The sequence below is a fragment of the Streptomyces sp. SP18BB07 genome, assembly GCF_036322545.1.
Classification (GTDB): Bacteria; Actinomycetota; Actinomycetes; order Streptomycetales; family Streptomycetaceae; genus Streptomyces; species Streptomyces deccanensis.
Window position 1 is genome coordinate 225,056 of sequence record NZ_JAQYWT010000340.1, and the last position, 15,433, is coordinate 240,488.

The 15,433-nt window shown below is 71.5% G+C and carries 11 protein-coding genes; 9 read left to right on the forward strand and 2 right to left on the reverse strand.

Annotated features, from left to right (window positions below; translation table 11 throughout):
- Positions 1–3 precede the first annotated feature (3 nt).
- Positions 4–942, reverse strand: a complete 939-nt coding sequence (locus PUR53_RS29155) for an intradiol ring-cleavage dioxygenase (protein WP_329901876.1) — start codon at positions 940–942, stop codon at positions 4–6.
- A gap of 381 nt (positions 943–1,323) precedes the next feature.
- Between PUR53_RS29155 and fxsA the strand changes: the two genes are divergently transcribed.
- The 4 genes from fxsA to fxsT all read left to right on the forward strand — a co-directional run bounded on the left by fxsA (position 1,324) and on the right by fxsT (position 9,576).
- On the forward strand, positions 1,324–1,521 hold the full coding sequence (fxsA, locus tag PUR53_RS29160; RefSeq protein ID WP_329901875.1) for an FxSxx-COOH cyclophane-containing RiPP peptide: 198 nt from the start codon (positions 1,324–1,326) through the stop codon (positions 1,519–1,521).
- Between the two features lie 42 nt (positions 1,522–1,563).
- Positions 1,564–4,029 (forward strand): FxsB family cyclophane-forming radical SAM/SPASM peptide maturase, encoded by a 2,466-nt coding sequence (locus PUR53_RS29165; RefSeq protein ID WP_329910173.1) that lies wholly within the window; start codon positions 1,564–1,566, stop codon positions 4,027–4,029.
- Positions 4,030–4,240: 211 nt separating this feature from the next.
- Positions 4,241–5,491 carry a TIR-like protein FxsC gene (locus tag PUR53_RS29170; RefSeq protein ID WP_329910174.1) on the forward strand — a complete coding sequence of 417 codons (1,251 nt, stop codon included), beginning with the start codon at positions 4,241–4,243 and terminating at the stop codon, positions 5,489–5,491.
- Positions 5,492–5,580: 89 nt separating this feature from the next.
- Positions 5,581–9,576, forward strand: coding sequence for an FxSxx-COOH system tetratricopeptide repeat protein (gene fxsT, locus PUR53_RS29175; RefSeq protein WP_329910175.1), 3,996 nt, complete (start codon positions 5,581–5,583; stop codon positions 9,574–9,576).
- Between the two features lie 92 nt (positions 9,577–9,668).
- On the opposite strand, the gene PUR53_RS29180 is transcribed toward fxsT, so the two are convergent.
- Positions 9,669–10,115, reverse strand: a complete 447-nt coding sequence (locus PUR53_RS29180; RefSeq protein WP_329901871.1) for an ATP-binding protein — start codon at positions 10,113–10,115, stop codon at positions 9,669–9,671.
- Positions 10,116–10,352: 237 nt separating this feature from the next.
- Here PUR53_RS29180 and PUR53_RS29185 point away from each other — a divergent pair, with 237 nt between their 5' ends.
- The 5 genes from PUR53_RS29185 (at position 10,353) to PUR53_RS29205 (ending at position 15,425) form a co-directional block, all read left to right on the forward strand.
- A complete protein-coding gene (locus PUR53_RS29185; protein ID WP_329901870.1) occupies positions 10,353–11,168 on the forward strand; it encodes a hypothetical protein in 816 nt (271 codons plus the stop codon).
- Positions 11,169–11,394: 226 nt separating this feature from the next.
- Positions 11,395–12,141: a YcnI family copper-binding membrane protein gene (locus PUR53_RS29190; RefSeq protein WP_239755787.1), complete on the forward strand. Its 747-nt coding sequence runs from the start codon at positions 11,395–11,397 to the stop codon at positions 12,139–12,141.
- Positions 12,142–12,223: 82 nt separating this feature from the next.
- The gene (locus PUR53_RS29195) at positions 12,224–12,898 is read left to right on the forward strand and encodes an SCO family protein (protein ID WP_329901869.1); all 675 of its coding nucleotides are present in this window, start codon (positions 12,224–12,226) and stop codon (positions 12,896–12,898) included.
- A complete protein-coding gene (locus PUR53_RS29200) occupies positions 12,895–13,365 on the forward strand; it encodes a copper chaperone PCu(A)C (protein ID WP_329910176.1) in 471 nt (156 codons plus the stop codon). Before PUR53_RS29195 ends, PUR53_RS29200 begins: the two co-directional genes overlap by 4 nt.
- A 14-nt stretch (positions 13,366–13,379) precedes the next feature.
- Complete coding sequence (locus PUR53_RS29205; RefSeq protein ID WP_329910177.1) at positions 13,380–15,425, forward strand: copper resistance CopC/CopD family protein; 2,046 nt, start codon at positions 13,380–13,382, stop codon at positions 15,423–15,425.
- Positions 15,426–15,433 lie beyond the last annotated feature (8 nt).

The following is a 15,433-nucleotide window of genomic DNA, read 5'->3' on the forward strand; positions in this document are numbered from 1 at the left end:
ACCCTACGAGGCCGACTCGGCGGCCGTGGCGCTGTCGGTCGGGGCGTCCGCCGGGGGCTCGCCCGACGGCGGTGTGCCGCCACCGCCACCGCCCTCGGCACCGGCGCCGGTGTTCTCGGCGTCGGGGTCGATGCCGAGGGTGAGGAAGCCCTTGTAACCGCGGGCCGGGTTCGCCTTCTTCACGGCTTCCAGGGTGAGCAGGCCGCCGGCGGCGCCGCCTCCGTCGTAGACCATGTCGTCGTCGAGGGTGGTGTAGCTGCCGGTGTGGCGGGAGTAGGGCTCCAGCGTGAAGATCTGCTGGGCGATCTCGTCCTCGAAGAAGAACTGGCCGGTGTAGTTGACCTTGCCGCCCTCGTAGGTGCCGTCCTCCTTCTCGCCGCCGGTGTGCACCTTCACATGGATGTGGCAGGTGCGCGGGGTGTACCAACCGGGGAAGACGGTCTCGAACTTGACCACCCCGTTCGCGTTCGCGATCTGGTAGCCGCGGAGATAGGTGGCGTCGTCGGCGGTCGAACCGTCCTCGCTCTCGGCGGGCGCCGAGCCGCCGGGATTCGCGGTGGTGTAGCCGGAGTAGTAGCCCCAGGCGTCGCAGTGCCAGATCTCCACGGCCGCGCCGGGGACCGGGGTGCAGCCGTCGGTGGCGTCCACGACCGTGAGCCGCAGTGTCAGCGGAACACCGCTCTTGCCTTCGGTGATGTCCTTGCGGACCAGGGCGCCGTCCAGGTAGTACGGGCCCTCGGTGACGCTCGACATCAGCGTCATGCACGCGTCGGCGGTGCTCGTCGTGGAAGCCGTGTCCGTGGCCTCGGCGCCGCTCGTCGTTCCGTCCGCGAACGCCGACTGGTAGCCGGCGACGGCCAGTCCACCGGCGGCGACCGTCCCTCCGGTCACCGCGAGGGCGCGGCGCCGTGTGATCGTTTTGCTTTTGTGGTGTCCCGTCATACCGGCGAAGGTAGGGACGCGGTCCGTCAGGGGGCTGAGGCGCAGCTGTGCGGGGGCTGAGAGTGCCGAGAACCCCGAAGCCGTCCGGAATGGGCGGCCTTCCGCTCAACTGCCGTGCTTGCGCCGGGCGGTGAGACGGTTCTCACGTTTGCCGCCCCGAATACGGACGAGGCTTGTGGTGCCGTCCGAAGACTCCTCGGCGTCGGCTATGTTCTGGTCGCAACCAGCAGCCGACCGGATATTCGGCGCTGTTCGCCCGGTCGGCCGCTAACTTCTTCTGCGGCCGGTGCTCGAGTGAGACATTCCTGTCGGCATCTGCTTCATCGAGCCGCAAGCACCCGCAACCCCGTCAGTTTCCACGCACAGATTGATGAGGTCCCCATGAACGCATCCCTCGACCCCACGGCCGAAGAGTCGGGCACCACGGCCGCCGTCGGTCCGGAGCGGGTGTCCTTGGTGCAGTTGGCGGCGCGGAGCGGCGGCGCGCTGTCGCCCGCCCTGACCCGTGCCGTGTCGAGCGGCACCGACCGCAGGGGCCCGGCGAGGGTCGCGGTGGCGGCCTTCCAGTCCTCCGTCTGACACCACCCGCCCCACCACCCCCGCCGAGACCACCGACATCACATGACCGTCGAGACCGTCATGGGCCGACCGCTCCTGCCGTTGCGTCAGTTCGTGCTGAAGATGCACAGTCGCTGCGATCTCGCGTGCGACCACTGCTATGTGTACGAGCACGCCGACCAGAGCTGGAGCCGTCGGCCCGTGGTGGTGTCGGACGAGGTCCTGCGCCGCGCGGCGGAGCGCATCGCCGAACACGCCGGGGCGCACGGGCTGGACACCGTCCACGTGGTCCTGCACGGCGGCGAACCCCTCCTCGCGGGCCGCGCCCGGCTGCGCAGGGCCGCGACGGAGCTGACGACCGCCCTGAGCGGCGTGTGCGAGCTGGACCTGCGGATCCACACCAACGCCGTCACGCTCGACGAACGGTTTCTGGACCTGTTCGACGAGTTCGACATCAAGGTCGGTGTCTCACTGGACGGCGACCGGGCGGCGAACGACCTGCACCGCCGCTACGCCGACGGGCGCAGCAGCCACGACCGCGTCCTCAGAGGCATCGCCCTGCTCAACCGGCCCCGCCACCGCCATCTCTTCGCGGGCATCCTCTGCACGATCGACCTGCGCAACGACCCGGTCGCCGTCCACGACGCGCTCGCCGAACTCGCCCCGCCCCGCGTCGACTTCCTCCTTCCGCACGCCACCTGGGACGAGCCCCCCGCGCGCCCTGCCGAGGACACCGCCGGAACGGCGTACGCGCGTTGGCTGCTGGCCGTGCACGACCGTTGGACCGCGACCGGTCGCTCCATGGACGTCCGGGTGTTCGACTCGGTGCTGCGGACCCTGCGCGGCGAGAGCAGCCTGACCGAGTCGCTGGGGCTGGCGCCCACCGATCTCGCCGTGATCGAGACCGACGGGACCTTCGAACAGGCGGACTCCCTCAAGACCGCGCACGACGGGGCGCCCGCCACCGGACTGGACGTGTTCGGCAACTCCCTGGACGAGGTGGCCGCGCATCCGGGGATCGTGGCCCGGCAGCAGGGCCTGGACGGGCTGGCCGAGGAGTGCCGGGCCTGCCCGGTGGTGCGCTCGTGCGGCGGCGGCCTCTACGCCCACCGGTACCGCTCCGACGGCAGCGGCTTCCGCAATCCGTCCGTGTACTGCTCCGATCTGCTGTCCCTCATCACCGACCTCCGGGACCGTCATATGACCGACCAGTCCGCGCGGCCGGCGCTCGCCGACCACCATCTGGCCGAACTGGCCACCGGTCGCGGCACGGGCGCCACCGTCGACCTGCTGGCCCGCCACCAACTCGCCCTCTCCCGCGAGCTGCTGGGCCTCGTCCGGCACGAGACGACGCTCGCGCCGGCGGCCGAGCCCGGCGAGGAGGCGTGGGACACCCAGGCGGCCTGGGACACGCTGACCGCCCTCGACAACGAGGCCCCCGAAGCCGTGGACCGCGTCCTGGCCCACCCCTATGTACGGTCCTGGGCGCTGAGTTCCCTCGGGGCCCGTCCGGCGCCGGGACCGAGCGGAGGCGTCGCGGGAGCCGCCGCGATCGCGGCACGTGGGATGGCGGAGATCGCCGCCGCCGCGGCGCTGCGGGCCGGGCGCCCGGCGTCGGTGGTCGTCCCGGTGCGCGACGGGCTGTTGCGGCTGCCCACGCTCGGGACCCTGACGGTGGAGGCGGACACCGAGCGGGCCCTGGTCCGCACGGACGCCGACGGCTGCACGGTCCACGCGGGCGACCGGACGTACGCGATCGGCCGGTCGTACGCGATCGGCCGAGGCGGCCCCGGGGATCCCGCCTGGCGGGGAAGCCGGCGGTTCGAACTGGACGGCTGGTCGGTGACCCTGGAGGACACCGACCCCTGGCGGGACTGCCACGGACATCCCGCGCACCCCCGGCTCACGGAGGGCGAGGCCGAGGCGTGGCGGGCCGAGCTGACCGAGGCCTGGGCCTGGATCCGCCGCGAACTGCCCGCGTACGCGCCGGGCATCGCCGCCGGGCTCCGGACGATCACCCCGCTCAGGCCGTCCCCCGAGGGTGCCGACATCAGCTCCGCCGCCCGCGACGCCTTCGGCGCGGTGGCCATCGCCCGACCGTCCGCGCCTAAGACCCTGGCGCTGCTCCTCGTCCATGAGTTCCAGCACGTGAAGCTGGGGGCCGTGCTGGATCTCGTCGACCTGCACGACCCGGCCTGCGAGACGTTGTTCTACGCGCCCTGGCGTCCCGACCCGCGCCCGCTGGAGGGGTTGCTGCAGGGGACGTACGCGCATCTCGCGGTGGTCGACTTCTGGCGCGCCCGCTGGCGGGGTGGGGGCGGGCGGGAGGCCGAGGTGCGGTTCTCCCGGTGGCGGGACCAGACGGCGGAGGCGGTGGGGACGCTCGCGGGCTCCGGGGCGCTGACGGAGGCCGGGCAACGGTTCGTCTCCGGGCTCCGGGAGGCGCTGGCGGCGGACGAGGTGAGCGCGGAGGCCCTGCGGGCGGCCCGGCAGGTGGCGGAGGAACACCGGCGGGCCGTGCGGCCGTAGGGAAGCGCGTGGGGAGCGCAGGGGAGTGAGGGGTGGCGAGGGGGAGCGCTCGGGAGGGGGAGGGAGCGCGGGGCCCCTTTACTTCCGCTTACTTGTTCGAGAGCCGCATGTCGGTGGGCCGATGCCAGGACATTGAGCCCGTTCGTCATATTCCACGTGCCCCTGCCCCCTTCCTACACTGAGGAAAGTCACCGGGCATCGGGGGGCATGGGTGCGAGGAGATGCGGCCAGGGGCGGCGGAAGCCCTTATTTCTTCCTCAGTTACGCGCACACGCCGCGAAACGACGCCGGTGACACCGATCCGAACATCTGGGTGAGAAAGCTGTACGACGGGCTGTGCGCGCACATCATGCAGATGACCGATCTGCCGCGCGGCGCACGGGCCGGCTTCCTGGACCAGGGCATGGCGGTCGGCACCCGGTGGACGGACGAGTTGTCGGAGAACCTCGCGCGCTGCAAGGTGTTCGTCCCCCTGTACTCGCCGCGCTACTTCATCAGCGAGCAGTGCGGGCGGGAGTGGTGGGCGTTCAGCCAGCGACAGATCAGCCACCGGGCCCGCGGCGGCGCCACCCGGGAGCACGCGATCATCCCCGCGTTATGGGTGCCCGTGGAACCCGCCCAGTTACCGCACGCGGCCAAGGACCTGCAGTTCAACCATGTGTCCTTCGGCCAGGACTACGCGGAGGAGGGGTTCTACGGGCTCACCAAACTCCGTTACCTCAGGGACGAGTACGAGCGGGCCCTGTACCGGCTGGCCAAACAGATCGTGCACGTCGCCAAGGTCACCGAGCTGGACGAGGGGCAGACGTACGACGAGTACGAGTCGCTGCCCAGCGCGTTCGGCGCCTCGGGCCACCCCCCGGAGTTCGACATCACGGTCATGGCGTGCACCCGCTCCGATCTGCCGCCGGGCCGTGAGCCCGACTGCTACGGGCAACTGCCGCGCGACTGGAACCCGTACCACCCGGCGTCGACGCGCCCGCTCGGCGAACACGCGGCGGATCTGGTGCGCACCATGGACTACAAGGTCAACATCGGGGACTTCGAGAAGGACGTCGACCGGCTGCTCGGCCCCGGCCCGCCCCGCGCCCCCGGGCTGCTGCTGCTCGACCGGTGGGCTCTCGCCTCCGCGCGCGGCCGGGAGCTGATGGACCGGCTGTGCGAGGAGCAGCGGCCGTGGATCAGCGTGATGATCCCCCGGTGCGACGACGACGCCGGGCCCGCGCGGGAGAAGAGGCTGACGGCGCTCACCGAGAAAGCCCTGGCCGCGCGGACGACTGAGGGCAGCGGCCACCGGACCCTCAACGGCGGCATCCGCACCCTGGACGCCTTCGGCAACGAACTGCAGACGGCCGTGAAGCAGGCCATCGCCTCCTACGAGGCGCACGCACGGACCTATCCACCGGCGGGACCCCTCGTCGCACCCCCGCGGCTGCGGGGCCCGGCGGACCTGGGCGGCTAGGACCCGGTGACACCGGGACGTTCGGGAGTACGGCAAGAGCGGGTCGGACAGGCAAGAGCGGGTCGGACAGGGCGGAGGACGGCAGGCGCATGACGGAGAACCGCAACGGCACGGTCATCACGTTCTACTCGTACAAGGGCGGCACCGGCCGGACCATGACGCTCGCGAACGTGGCGTGGATCCTGGCCGCGGGCGGACACCGCGTCCTGGCCGTCGACTGGGACCTGGAGGCACCCGGTCTGCACAAGTTCTTCCACCCCTTTCTGAACCCGGCGATGCTCCGGGCCACCCCCGGACTGAGCAACCTCATCGGCGACTACCGCCGGGAGGCGTTGCGCGACCTGCCCGATCGCGCCCCCGACTGGCACCGCAGGTACGCCCGCGTCCGCCCGCACGCGCTCACCCTCGACTGGACGTTCCCCGAGGGCGGCAGCCTGGACTTCCTCTCCGCCGGGCGCCGGCACGACGACTACCCGGTGATCGGGAACATGGACTGGGAGCTCTTCTACGCCAGTTACGGCGGCGGCCGGTTCTTCGAGGCGATGCGCGCGGACATGCGGCGCCACTACGACTACACCCTGATCGACAGCCGTACCGGACTCAGCGACCTCGCCGACGTCTGCACCGTGCAGATGCCCCACACCCTCGTCGTCTGCTACACCCTCAGCAGCCAGAGCATCGAGGGCGCCGCCACCGTCGCGCAGAGCATCCGGGAGCGGTTCGGCCACAAGGGCATCCGCATCCTGCCCCTCGCCATGCGCATCGACCTCGGCGAGAAGGACAAGCTCGACGCGGGGCGCGCCCTGGCCCGGGAGCGCTTCGCCGGGCTGCCCCCCGGCCTGGACGGCGACCGGCTGACCGACTACTGGTCGTCGATGGAGGTCCTCTACCAGCCGTACTACGCCTACGAGGAGATCCTGGCGGCCTTCGGCGACCCACCGAAGACGGCCAACACCATGCTGAGCGCCTGCGAACGGGTCACCTCCGTCATCACCGAGGGCCGGGTCACCCGGCTCCCCCTCATCGGCGAGGAGAAGCGCGCCCGGTACAAGGCCGCGTACACCCGCCGACGGCCGCTGCCCGTCTCCCGGCTGGTTCTGTACTACGTCTCCGAGGACCGGATGTGGGTCGACTGGCTGGAGTCGGTGCTGCGGAACGCCGGCTTCGACGTGGCGCCGATGGACGTCCGGGCGCTGCCGCAGGACGACGGGGGGCTGCCGGGGGACGACGACCGGACGGCGTCCGGCGCCGAGGACGCGGCCGACGGCTCGGAGCGACTGCTCGCCGTGGTCTCCCCCGCCTTCCTCGACTCCCGGCGGGCGCGCCGGGCCTGGGAGGACGCCGTGCACGCCGACGGGCGCAAGCCGGGGAACCGGCCGGTGGCGGTCCGCGTCGACGACGTCCGGCTCAGCCTGCCGCACTCCTCCCGGGGCGCCATCGACCTCACCCGGCTCGACGAGGAACGGGCCCACCGGACCCTGCTGACCAGCCTCGACCACCCGGACGTCCTGTCCGCGCCGCCGGACGGCGGCGCCCGCTTCCCCAACACGGGCACCCGGATCTCCAACGTCCAGCCCCGCTACCCCTGGTTCACCGGCCGCTCACCGATCCTGGACCGGCTGCGCGAGCGCCTGGTCAGCGGCCGCTCCGGGCAACGGCTGCCGCAGGTGCTGCACGGTCTGGGCGGGGTCGGCAAGTCACAGCTGGCCCGCGAGTACGCCCACCGCTTCAAGGCGGACTACGACCTGGTGTGGTGGATCGACGCCGAACAGCCGGACCTCGTCCTGCCCAAGGTGGCCGCGCTCGCGCAGGAACTGGACCTGCCCGTCGGCGACGACGTCTCCGAGGCGGCCGAGGCGGCGATGACAGCGCTCCGCCAGGGCGACCCGTGCGCCCGCTGGCTGCTGATCTTCGACAACGTCCCGGACCTGAACCGGGCGTTGCCGCTCTTCCCGGGCCAGACGGCCCCGGTGCGGGACCACGTGTACGGCCACATCCTGGTCACCACCCGCGATCGGCCCGGCTCGACGCTGGTCCAGTCGCTGGAGATGGAGGTCTTCACCCGCGAGGAGAGCGTGGAGCACCTGTGCCGCCGGGTGCCCGGACTGCGGGAGAACGACGCCGACCGGGTGGCCGACGCGCTGGGCGACCTGCCGCTCGCGGTGGAGGTCGCGGCGGCCTGGCTGGAGGCGACGGCCACACCGGTGGAGGAGTACATCGACCAGCTGCGGGAGCAGTCCACCCGGGTGCTGTCGGTGCAGGAGGCGGTGAACGCGGTCGAGTACCCGTCCTCCGTCGGCGCCACCTGGAACATCTCCATCACCCGGCTGCGCGAGGAGTCCCCGGCCGCGGCCCGACTGCTCGAACTGTGCGCCTTCTTCTCGGCCGAGCCCATCTCCATGACCCTGATCAGCAGCGACGCGATGATCGACGCGCTGCTGCCGTACGACCGCGACCTGCGCGCCCGCTACATGCTCGGCCGCGTCACCCAGGCCCTGAACCGCTTCGCCCTCGCCAAGGTCGACTCCGCCGACAACTCCATCCAGGTGCACCGGCTGGTGCAGGCGGCGGTGCGGGACAGCCTGGACGACCAGCGGTACGTGGAGACCATCCACGAGGTGCACCGCGTCCTCGCCGCCGCCCGGCCGCGCGAGGGCGCCGTGGACGATCCCGCGCAGTGGCTCGGGTTCGAGGTGATCTGGCCGCATCTGATGCCCTCGAACATCCGCGAGTGCGCGGAGGAGGAGCCCCGCCAGCTGATGGTGGACCGCGTCCGCTACCTGGGAAAACGCGGCGAACTGCAGGCGGCCCGCGACCTGGCCACCGACCTCGACGAGCTGTGGACCAACGAGATCCTCGACGCGGACGACGAGCAGGTCCTCAACCTCCGCTTCCAGCTGGCCAACGTGATGCGCTCCCAGGGCGACTACCAGGCCGCGCGGGCGATGGACGAGAGGACCCTGGACGGCCAGCGCCGACTGCTCGGCGAGGACCATCCGAACATCCTCATGACCTCGGGCAGCCTGGCCGCCGACCTCCGCGCGCTGGGCCGCTACAAGGAGGCGCTCGACCTGGACCTGCGCATCCACCTGGGCTTCAAGGAGATCTTCGGCGACGACCATCCTCGTACGCTCTCGGCGGCCAACAACCTGGCCATCGACCTGCGGCTGGCCGGCGACAGCGAAGCCGCCCGCCGGCTCACCGAGGACACGGTCCGCCGCCGCACCGCGCTGCTCGGCCCGACCCATCCCTACACGCTCGCCACCAAGGGGCACCACGCGCGGGACCTGCGCGACCTCGGGGACTACCGGACCTCCGCCGAGCTGCTGCGCGAGGTCCGCGAGAGTTTCGAACAGGTGTTCAATCCGGGTGTGCCCGAGGTGTTGCAGGCCGACAAGAGCCTCGCGGTCTCGCTGCGCAAGGCGGGCCGTACCGCCGAGGCGCTGCGGATCACCGAGGAGACCTGGAAGACGTACGCCCGCTACCACGACCGCTACGGCAGCACCATCCCCGAGGTCCTGGCCTGCGGGCTCAACCTGGCCGCCGACTACTTCGCCACGGACCCCGAGGACGGTCCGGCGCGGGCGGTCCACCAGGTCGAGGAGGTGCTGGACGGGTACCAGGACTCGTTCGGCGCCGAACACCCGTTCACCATGTACTGCTACAACAACCTCGCCATGTACCACCGGGCCCTCGGCGACATCGAGAAGGCGGAGGAGCTGAGCCGTCACGCCCGCGACTGCCTGGCGGCCACGCTCGGGGACGACCACCCGGCCGTGCTCTCCGCCGGCCTCAACCTGGCCAACGCCTACGGGGACCGGGGCCTGTACGACCACGCCGAGCGCTCGGAACGCCAGGCCGTGGAGGGGCTGCGGCGACGGTTCGGCGCCGACCACCCCGATGTGCTGGTCGGCATGGGCAATCTGGCGATCACCCTGCGGGACACGGGGCGTGACGAAGCTGTGCGGCTCCAGGAGAAGGCGGCGACTCGGCTGACCCAACTACTGGGCCGGAGCCATCCGGTGACCACGCTGGTGCGCGGCTGGCAGCGGGTGGGGAGGGATTTGGAGCCGCATCAGATCTGAGGCGGAGGCCGTGGAGGCTTGGGGCCCGGAGGCGTGGGGGCCCGCATGTCGTAGGGCCTCGGAAGCCGTGGGCCCGGAGGAGCGGCGTGGGGCTAGACGGCCACCAGGGGTGCGCCGTCGCGCCACTTCAGGATCTTGTCGAAGCTGACGATCGCGCCGCCGTGGCCCGGTTTGTTGCCGATGTGGACGTGGTCGGCGAGCTCCCGGATGAGACAGAGGCCTCGGCCGTCCTCGGCGTCGGCGGGGGCGGGGCGGACCGGGTGGCGGTGCGGGAAGCCGGGACCGGAGTCGGCGACCTCGATCCGGCACTTCTCACCATCGAGGTAGGCGGTCACCCGGTACGCCTCGGTGGTGGTGCCGGCCGGGATCGCGCCGCCGTGCTCGACCGCGTTGGCGCAGGCCTCGCTGAGGGCGATGGAGAGGTCGTAGGAGACGTCCGGATCGACGCCCGCGGTCTCCATCGTGCCGATCAGCAGCCGTCGGGCGAGCGGCACGCTCGCAGCCTCACGCCGCAAATGGAGTGACCACCAGATGCTCATGCTCCAGCCTCCTGGCCGCGGCTCGACATACCGTTACGTATTGCCGCCGAGGGCCACGCGCAATCGCCCGGAACCCGTCTCTCCGCCCATACGGCGGATGCGCCCCCCGAACATCCGGTGTATGCGCACAGAACGCTTCCGAATCCCTCACCTGAACACCGCCCCCTCCCTCCCCGTACCTCAACCCATGAACCCGCCGACCCCCGCGGAGCGCCCCGGTGGGATGATGGGCCCGCCATGACTGCCCCCCACCCCCACCGCGCGCCCGCGACGCGCCGCACCCGCGCCGGAGGGGACCTCCGGTTCCTGCGGGCCGCGGTGTTCGCCGCGGTCTGCGTCGTGCTGGCCGGGGCCGGACACGCGCTCGCCTCGTGCGCGACGGTCCCGCTGTGGAGCCTGGGCGTCGGTTTCATCGGCACCTTCTGCGTCGCCGCCCCGCTCGCCGGCCGGCAGCGCTCGCTCCCCGGCATCGCGGCACTGCTGGCGGTGGGCCAGACCGTGCTGCACATCCTGTTCGGCCTGAACCAGCACGGAACCGCGGCCGCGTCCCGCACCACGGAGGCCATGGACGCGGCGCTCATCGAGCGCGCCGCCCGCTTCGTGTGCGGCACGACCGCCGCGGCCCTGAGCCCCACGCAGGCCCGGCGCATCCTCGTCGACGCCGGGGTCGGCGGCACACACGTCACGCACGACCCGGCGGACGCCATGACGAGCGTGCCGGGCTCCTCCGCCGCACTGCTGCCGTCCCTGCCCATGCTGCTCGGCCACGTCCTCGCGGCCGTAGCCGCCGGGTGGGTCCTGCGTCACGGCGACCTCGCACTGCTTCGCCTGACCCGGCTGGCGACCGAGGAGCCGCTCGTACGGTCCCTGCGCGGGGCGCTCGCGCTGGCGCGGGCCCTGCGATCCGGGCTCCCGGGCACGCCGGAGGCCGTTTCGCGCGCCCCGCGCACCAGCTATGCCCCGCCCGCCTCCCTACGGACGACCACGCTCCAACACGCCCTCGTCCGCCGCGGCCCCCCGACCGCCGCACCCGACTTCACCCTCGCCGCCTGACGCGACGCACACTCACTCCACACCTGGGAGAGGGAGTCCGTCGGCGCCCGGCGTCGAGACCCGCGCACCCGCTGCCCACTCCCGGCCCAGCGGCCTCGGCTGTCGGATATCGACTTTCCGATATCGACTTTTCGGCTGTCGGCTGTCGGCGCGCGTTGTCCCTCGTCCTCGCTTCTCCCTTGTTCTCCCGTACTTTCCTCTCACTCACTGTGGAGTGTCACCAGTCATGAAGGCTTCTCGTATCGCCGCCGTCGGCGCCCTCGCCGGCTCGGCCGTCCTTCTCCTGTCCGGCCCCGCGTTCGCACACGTCAGCGTCGCGGCGGAGGGCACGGCGGCCAAGGGCGGGTACGCGACCGTCAACTTCAAGGTTCCCAACGAGCGCGACGACGCCACGACCACCAAGCTCGAGGTGAACTTCCCGACGGACCACCCGCTCGCCTCGGCCCAGCCGGAGGCCGTCCCCGGCTGGAAGATCCAGGTCACCAAGGCCAAGCTCGACAAGCCGCTCGAACTGCACGGCGAGCAGATCGACGAGGCCGTCTCCAAGATCACCTGGACCGCGACCGGCGACGGCATCGCGACGGGCTTCTTCCAGAAGTTCCCGGTCTCCATCGGCCAGCTCCCCGAGAACACCGACGAACTGGTCTTCAAGGCCATCCAGACGTACTCCAACAAGGACGTCGTCCGCTGGATCGAGGTCCCGCAGGAGGGCCAGGACGAGCCCGAGAACCCGGCGCCCGTGCTCGCGCTGTCCGCCGCGTCCGACGACCACCACGGCTCGTCCGGCGCCTCGAACGCCTCCGACGACTCGAAGAACGCCGACGACGCCGAGGCCGCGTCGAAGGAGACCGCCGCCGCGCCCGCCGACAGCAGCGACACCACCGCCCGTGTCCTCGCCGTCGTCGGCATCGTCGTCGGCGCCGCGGGCGTGGCGTACGGCGTCCTGGCCGGCCGTCGGCGCACGACCGCCTGAGCCTCCGGCTTCCCGGCCCTCCCCCTCGGCGCGCACGGGTACGCCCGTGCGCGCCGGGGCTCGAACCAACTGGACATTTCTCATGCGCACGCACACCAACAAGAAGACGCTCGCGGCCGGTGCCCTGCTGGTCGCGGCCGTCCTCGGCCTCTCGGCCTGCGGCACGGGCGACGGCTCCACCACCTCGGTCGCCGAGGTCTCCGACACCGGCCCGCGGAAGGCCGCCACGGTCCTGGACCAGCCGTTCACCAAGCCCGACCTGGTCCTCACCGACACGAACGGCAAGTCGTACGACCTCCGCAAGGAGACCGCGGGCAAGCCGACGCTGATCTACTTCGGCTACACCAACTGCCCCGACGTCTGCCCCCTCACCATGAACAACCTCGCGGTCGCCAAGAAGGAGATCGCGAAGAAGGTCTCGAAGGCGGAGCTGGCGAACCTGCGGCTCGTCTTCGTCACCACCGACCCGGAGCGCGACACCCCGGCGGAACTGGGGAAGTGGCTCAAGGGCATCGACTCCGAGATCGTCGGCCTGACCGGCGACTTCGACGACATCCAGGCCGGCGCCCGCACCGTCGGCATCTCCATCGCCCCGCCGACCAAGGACAAGAACGGCAAGACCGTCTCCGAGCACGGCACCCAGGTCATCGCGTTCTCGCCGAAGACCGACGGCGGCTATGTGCTGTACGGCGAGGGCACCACCGTGCAGGACTACGAGAAGGACCTGCCGAAGCTGCTCAAGGGCGAGAAGCCGTGAGACCACTGACCGGCCCCGTCCTGATCACCGCCGCCGCGCTGGTCGCCCTGACCGGCTGCGGCTCCTCCGACTCCTCCTCCGGCGACTCCTCCGCGGCTGAGCTGTCCGTGAAGGCGGCCTACATGCCGCAGCCCGTCACGGACTCCATGGCCGCCGGTTATCTCGTCATCGAGAACGCCGGCGGTACGGCGGACGAGCTGACCTCCGTCACCAGCGACCTCGCCCAGGACGTCACCGTCCACAAGACCACCGGGCAGTCGATGCGGGAGGTCGCGGGCCTGAAGGTCCCCGCCGACGGCAAACTCGTCCTGGCGAGCGGTGGAAACCACCTGATGTTCGAGAACCTGAAGCGCAAGCCGAAGGAAGGCGAGACGGTGTCCCTGCGGTTGAACTTCACCAAGTCCGAGGCCATCACGGTCGAGATGCCCGTGAAGTCGGCGACGTACCAGCCGACCAGCGGTCACTGAGGGAGGTAGCACCGGTGAGCCGGTTGAGGCCGTTGCTGTTGCTGTTGTTCGCCACCGTCGGAGCGCTGCTCGCCGGTGCCGTGCCCGTCTCCGCGCACGCCGCGCTGACGGGCAGCGACCCGCAACAGGGGTCCGTGGTCCAGGAGGCACCGGACCAGGTGTCGCTCACCTTCTCCGAGAAGGTCGCGATGTCCGACGGCTCGGTGCGCGTGTACGACCCCAAGGGCAAGGAGGCCGACACCGGCGAGGTCACCGACCTGGGCGGCAACACCTACGCCGTCGGGCTGCACTCGGGCCTGCCCGACGGCACGTTCACCGTCACCTACCAGGTCGTCTCGGCGGACAGCCACCCCGTCTCCGGCGCCTTCACCTTCTCGGTGGGGGCGCCGTCCAAGACGACGGTCGCGGTACCCGAGCAGGGCGCCGGCGGCGGGCTCGTCGGCGGCCTCTACGGCTTCGCGCGCTATCTGTCGTACGCCGGTTTCATCCTGCTGGTCGGCGGCGCGGCCTTCGTGCTGGCCTGCTGGCAGCGCGGGGCCGGGGTACGGCCCGTGCAGCGGCTCGTGGTCTCCGGGTGGCTCACGCTGACCACGGCCACCCTCGCGATGCTGCTGCTGCGCGGCTCCTACACCGGTTCCGGCAAGCTCGGTGACATCGTCGACCTCGACCTCCTCGGCCAGGTCCTCCAGACGAAGACCGGCGCCGCCCTCGTCTCCCGACTGCTGCTCCTCGCCGCGGCGGCACTGTTCATCGCGGTGCTCTTCGGCGCGTACGCCCGACGGGACGAGGAGACCGAGGACGACGAGGACACCACCGACACCGACACCGACACCGAGCCCACGTCCGAAAGGGACGCGGCCTCCGAAAATGACGAAGCCTCCGCACACGACGCGGACCCCGATGTCGACGCGGACTCCGAACACGACGCGGACGCCGAGAAGGACGACGTGTCCCTCCAGCGGGACCTCACCTTCGGGCTGGCCATCGGCGGGGGCGTGGTCGCCGCCGGGCTCGCCGCGAGCTGGGCGATGGCCGAGCACGCCTCGACCGGTATCCAGACCGGCATCTCGATGCCCCTGGACGTCCTGCACCTGCTGGCCGTCGCCGCCTGGCTGGGCGGTCTCGCGACGCTGCTCGTGGCTCTCTTCCGGGCACCCGTCGACGCGCAGATCGAGACCGGTGCCGTACGACGGTTCTCGCGGGTCGCCTTCGGCAGCGTGCTCGTGCTGACCGCGACCGGGATCTACCAGTCGTGGCGCCAGGTCGGCAGCTGGTCCGCGCTGACCGGCACGTCGTACGGGCAGCTCCTCCTCGTGAAGATCGGCCTGGTGGCCGTACTGGTCGGGATCGCGTGGATCTCCCGCCGGTGGACCTCGCAGCTGGCGGAGGCGCCGGCCGCGGTGGACACGGAAGCCGCCGAGGCGAAGGAGCCGGTGTCCGCGCACGCCACGGGCGGCTCCACCAAGGCGACCGGCGAGGGTTCCGAGCGGGCCGCTCAGCTCGCCCGGCAGCGGGCGGCGATGGCGAACGCGCGAGAGAAGCGGATACGGAACGCGGATCCGGGCCGTACGGGGCTGCGTCGGTCCGTGCTGACGGAGGCGGGCGTGGCCGTCGTACTGCTCGCCGTCACGACGGTGCTGACGGCCACCGAACCGGGGCGCACGGTGGAGGAGGCCGAGGCGGCCAAGGCAGCCGTGACGCAGCAGGACGAGACGTCGGGGGCGCTGGCGCTGGACATGTCGTTCGACACCGGGGGCAAGAACGGCCAGGGCGTGGCCCGGCTGCAGATCGACCCCGCGCGGGTGGGCGCCAACGAGATGCACGTCTATGTCCAGCGGCCCGACGGCAAACCCTTCGACGTCCCCGAGGTGAAGGTCGCCTTCACCCTGGAGGCCAAGAAGATCGGCCCCCTGCCCGTGGTCCCCGACCGCGTCACCACCGGCCACTGGACGGCGAGTGGCGTACAGATCCCCATGGCGGGCGACTGGAAGATCGAGATCACCGTACGGACCTCTGAGATCGACCAGGTGACCGTCAGCAAGAACGCGAAGATCGGCTGAAACACACC